Genomic DNA, 4,602 nt, shown 5'->3' on the forward strand with positions numbered 1-4,602 from the left:
GCTTGTAACAACGCAAACCAGAAACTTCTCTGGAACACGGTTACCGGAAAATTCGAATGTGGTGCTGACACCGATACAAACACAACGTACACAGCAGGCAAGGGTCTCGGTTTGAATGGCACATCATTCAGCCTGAACGCCACCATCACCGGATCTCTCGTTCGCTTCGATACAATCTCTGGATCAACCGTGTACGGAAAGAATTCCGTGAACTCTTCAGGAAGTATCACTGCAGAAGGTGCTATCTCCGGTTCCACTCTCTACGCAGGGACATCCATCCGTGGTGCAGGTCTCGTCGATTGTACGTCTGTGGGAACAGACAAGCTTCTCTGGAACGCAACAACAGGTCGTTTCTCCTGTGGCATAGATCAGACAGGTGGCGCAGGATTCGGGTCCGGGCAGGTGGTGGTGATTGGTGACGCGCGCTACGTGAAGAGATCCGGCGATACAATGACGGGATCGCTGATCATCCGTTCGACATCCGGTTCGAGTGCAGTCGGACTTTCTGTGATCGGCACCATGTCCGGTGTCGGGCTGAATGTGTCTGGAACAGGTGCATTCCCGCTCATCCGCACGCTGCCGCGATCGGGAACTGTGCTGATTGGTACCGGCGGTATCCGTGGAGGATCCGGTATGATTATGCCGCAGCTCTTTGTACCGGGAAAAACACCCGTGTTGATTGGAAATACGTCGACCACTGCAGCTATTGATCATATGGCTCTGCAGGGAAATACGATTATTTCCACAGCCGGCACCGTGCTCCGTTCGTTTGATGTGAGCATTCCGACCGGTCCGAAGTCTCTTTCGACAGCGAACGTCACATCCAGTAACCCCGCATCTATTGTGGTGCAGGGTAAGTACGCGTTTATCGGAGTGCAGACAAAAATCCAGTCCTTCGATATCAGCAATCCGTCCGCCATGGTTCCGTTGCATGTGTTCACGCCGACATCGGCAGTCAATGCACTGGCGATTCAGGGTAGATATCTCTTCAGCTTGAATACGACATCGGCCCGCTTCCAGACAGTCGACATCAGTAATCCTGCAAACATGGTGAGCGGCGGAACGGTGGCAACCGGTACGACGCCGAATGCGATTGCCGTTGCAGGGCGCTACGCTTATGTGACCAACGGTGGCGGCGGCACGCTCCAGATTATCGACCTCAAAAATCCGTGGTCTCCGGTGAGCATTGGCACAACATCCGCCGGTACCACCCCAAATGGTGTTGCGATTCAGGAACGCTACGCATATGTCATCAATACCGCAGGTCTGCAGATCTTCGATGTCAGTAACCCCGCGAGCGTACTGACGCTTGGTTCTGCTGCAGTGGGAACGCAGTCTGCCATTGCAGTCTCGGGCCGCTACGCATATGTGGTCGGTGCAAACGGATTGATCACCATTGATATCAGTGATCCGCGCGCTCCTACTGTTGTGTCGACAGTGTCGGCCGGACTGACCACGCTCAACCAGATTATTGTTGATGGCCGCTATGCCTACGTGTCGTACACAGGCGGTACCCGTCTCTATGTGTATGACCTCGGCGGTACGTACACGCAGACTGCGGAAATCGGCAGCCTGGAAGTGGGAAGTCTGACCATCCACGGAATTACACAGGGGATGGACGCAAACTTCCAGGGATCGATCAGCACCGCAACCAGTCTCTTCGTTGCAGGACATGCATCCTTCGGTACGGGTGGTCAGGTGACCATCGGTACAGGCGGACTCATTGTCCGTGGTCCGGGATTCTCCGGTTCCACTGTCTACGCTGCAACATCTCTGCAGGGCGCAGGACTCACCGATTGTGATGTCGCTTCTTCCAGCAAACTCCTCTGGGACTCTACAACCGGACGCTTCAGCTGTGGAACGGATACAGCCGGAGGAGGTTTCTCCACCGGAAACGTCATGACCATCGGCAGTGCAAACTTTGTGAAGAAGATCGGCGATACCATGACGGGTACACTCATCATTGATATCAAGAACGGCACACTCGGATCACTTGGACTGAGAGTGATCAATACATTGAGCGGTGCCATCATCCATGCAGAGAAAGAACTCACCTCTTCCGGCACATTGATGGTGAAGCAGACGGGAACAACACGTGGATCAGGAGCGCTGACGGTGGTAAATACAACACGCTACGGAACAGGGTCATACATGGCAGCATCCGGTGCCATTCTTGTCCTGGATAGTACGGCAGGTGGCGCGGGCAACAGCAAGTCTCCGCATATTCTGTTTGGGTATAAGGGAAACTTTGATACGGCTCTCTGGAGAAGCGGTGCTGCAACTCTCTCTACCAATGGAACATTCTCCGGTGTCACACTCTACGCAAACTCTGCGATCCGTTCCTCTGGTTCGATTGTTGCAGAAGGAGCCATCAGTGGATCAAGCCTCTACGCAGGAACATCGATCAGCGGAGCAGGTTTAAGTGATTGTGATACCGCAGCAACATCCAAGCTTCTCTGGGACTCTACAACCGGACGCTTCTCCTGTGGGACAGATCAGTCCGGAGGAAGCTTCTCCACCGGAAACGTCATGACCATCGGCAGTGCAAACTTTGTGAAGAAGATCGGCGATACCATGACGGGTACACTCATCATCGATATCAAGAACGGCACACTCGGCTCGCTCGGACTCAAAGTTGTAAACACATTCTCCGGTGCCATCATCCATGCAGAGAAAGAACTCACCTCTTCCGGCACATTGATGGTGAAGCAGACGGGAACAACGCGCGGATCGGGAGCGCTGACAGTCGTAAACACGACACGCTACGGAACAGGAGCATACATGGCAGCATCCGGTGCCATTCTTGCACTCGATGCCACCTCCACTGCATCCCGCCATATCCTCTTTGGATACAGAGGGAACTTTGATACCCGTCTCTGGAGAAGCTCTGCCACGGTACTGTCGACAAACGGTACCTTCTCCGGTGCATCTCTGTATGCAGACAACACCATTCGTGGTGCAGGTCTCTCTGATTGTGACAATGCATCCACCAGTAAGCTTCTCTGGGACAGCACAACCGGCCGCTTCTCCTGTGGTACGGATGGAGGAGGTACAGGTGGAAACTTTGTGGAGATTGGGGGAGATACCATGACCGGTTCTCTGGTGACTCCGGGCTTAAACCTCTCCGGTGTCACGCTCAGCAGCATCAATGGCTTTCAGAAGTATCTCAATATTACCAATGCAGGTCTTGCAACGCAGGGCATTACGCGTCTGACACAGGAAGGGAACATTACCAATATCGGTTCCATACAGGCCGGTAGTGCACTGTTTACTTCGGCAGGAGCATTCCCAAGTGCGGTAACGTATGCGGGTACCAGCAATTTCTACAGCGTCGCTTTGGGCGACATTGATGGAGACGGATCGGTTGATATGGTAACCGGAACACTGAATGGTCAGTACTCAAAATTCCTCAATAACGGAGACGGAACCTTTGGTTCCCGCAGTGATTTTACAACAGGCGGAACCATTTACGGTTTGCAATTGAGCGACTTGAACGGAGACGGAATGTTGGACATTGCCGCCGCGGATGGATCGGATATGGTTGTGCAATTGAATAACGGAGACGGAACGTTTGCGACAAAGGTGTCGTATGCCGCTTCCTATCCGGTGAACATTGCTACCGCCGACGTAAACGGAGATGCAAGACCGGACGTGCTTGTTGCGGAAAATATCGACAATACGGTCTCTGTCTACATTAACAATGGAAACGGAACATTCGCCGCAAAAGTGGATTACGCAGCTAACGTCGGGCATACGTTCGATGTCGAAGCGGGGGATATCAACGGAGACGGTTATATGGACATTCTTGCATGTGGTGGCAATGACAACGTGGTTTCTACATTCCTGAACAGAGGAAACGGAACCTTCGCCGCAAAAGTGGATATCAGCACGCAAAGCAGCATCAATTATATGGCGGTCAGTGACGTAAACATGGATGGCGCAGTGGACTTCGTCACCATTTCTTCCACGCAAACGAATGCATCCGTACACATCAATAACGGAGACGGAACTTTTGCGACAAAAGTGGATTATCCAACCGGAACAAGCGGGCACGATATTCGTCTGACCGATGTGAACGGAGACGGTGTGCCCGACATCGTCCTTGCAAGTCCTGTTGTTCTTTTGAACAAAGGAAACGGTACCTTTAATACGGCAACAAATTACTCAACGGCAGGAAATGCGTTCACTCTCGATACTGCGGATCTGAACAGAGATGGAAAGCAGGACATTGTGACAATTGCCAATGCGGATAACACGGCACATGTACTGTTGAATAGATCCACTCCGACACTCTCGGTACAGGCCGGAACAGGAGGCATGGTTGGTATCGGCACAACAACACTGAAAGCAAAGTTCACCATTAGAAGTACGACCAGTTTCGGAACAGGTGCATCCATCTACGCCTCTGGTGCGGTTCTTACATTGCAAGCAAGCACGCAGTCCGGTGCCCGCACGCCAAACCTCCTCTTCGGTTACCGCGGCGCCTTCGACACACGCATCACCCGTACATCCACAGGATCCCTCACCTTTGCATCCAACACGGGAGTTCTTCTCACTCTGAACACCGAAAGAGCAGATGCCACCGGTAACGTCTTCCAGATC

Annotated in this window: 1 protein-coding gene; it reads left to right on the forward strand. The window is 52.7% G+C overall.

Features of this window, described 5'->3' with window-relative positions; translation table 11 throughout:
- Window positions 1-111: 111 nt before the first annotated feature.
- Window positions 112-4,602 (forward strand): FG-GAP-like repeat-containing protein (locus K8Q93_03885; GenBank protein ID MCE9644352.1); only part of this gene is annotated, 4,491 nt, incomplete at its 3' end.

Source organism: Candidatus Parcubacteria bacterium (assembly GCA_021414235.1).
Lineage (GTDB): Bacteria > Patescibacteriota > Minisyncoccia > Phycocordibacterales > JAKFXT01 > JAIOOV01.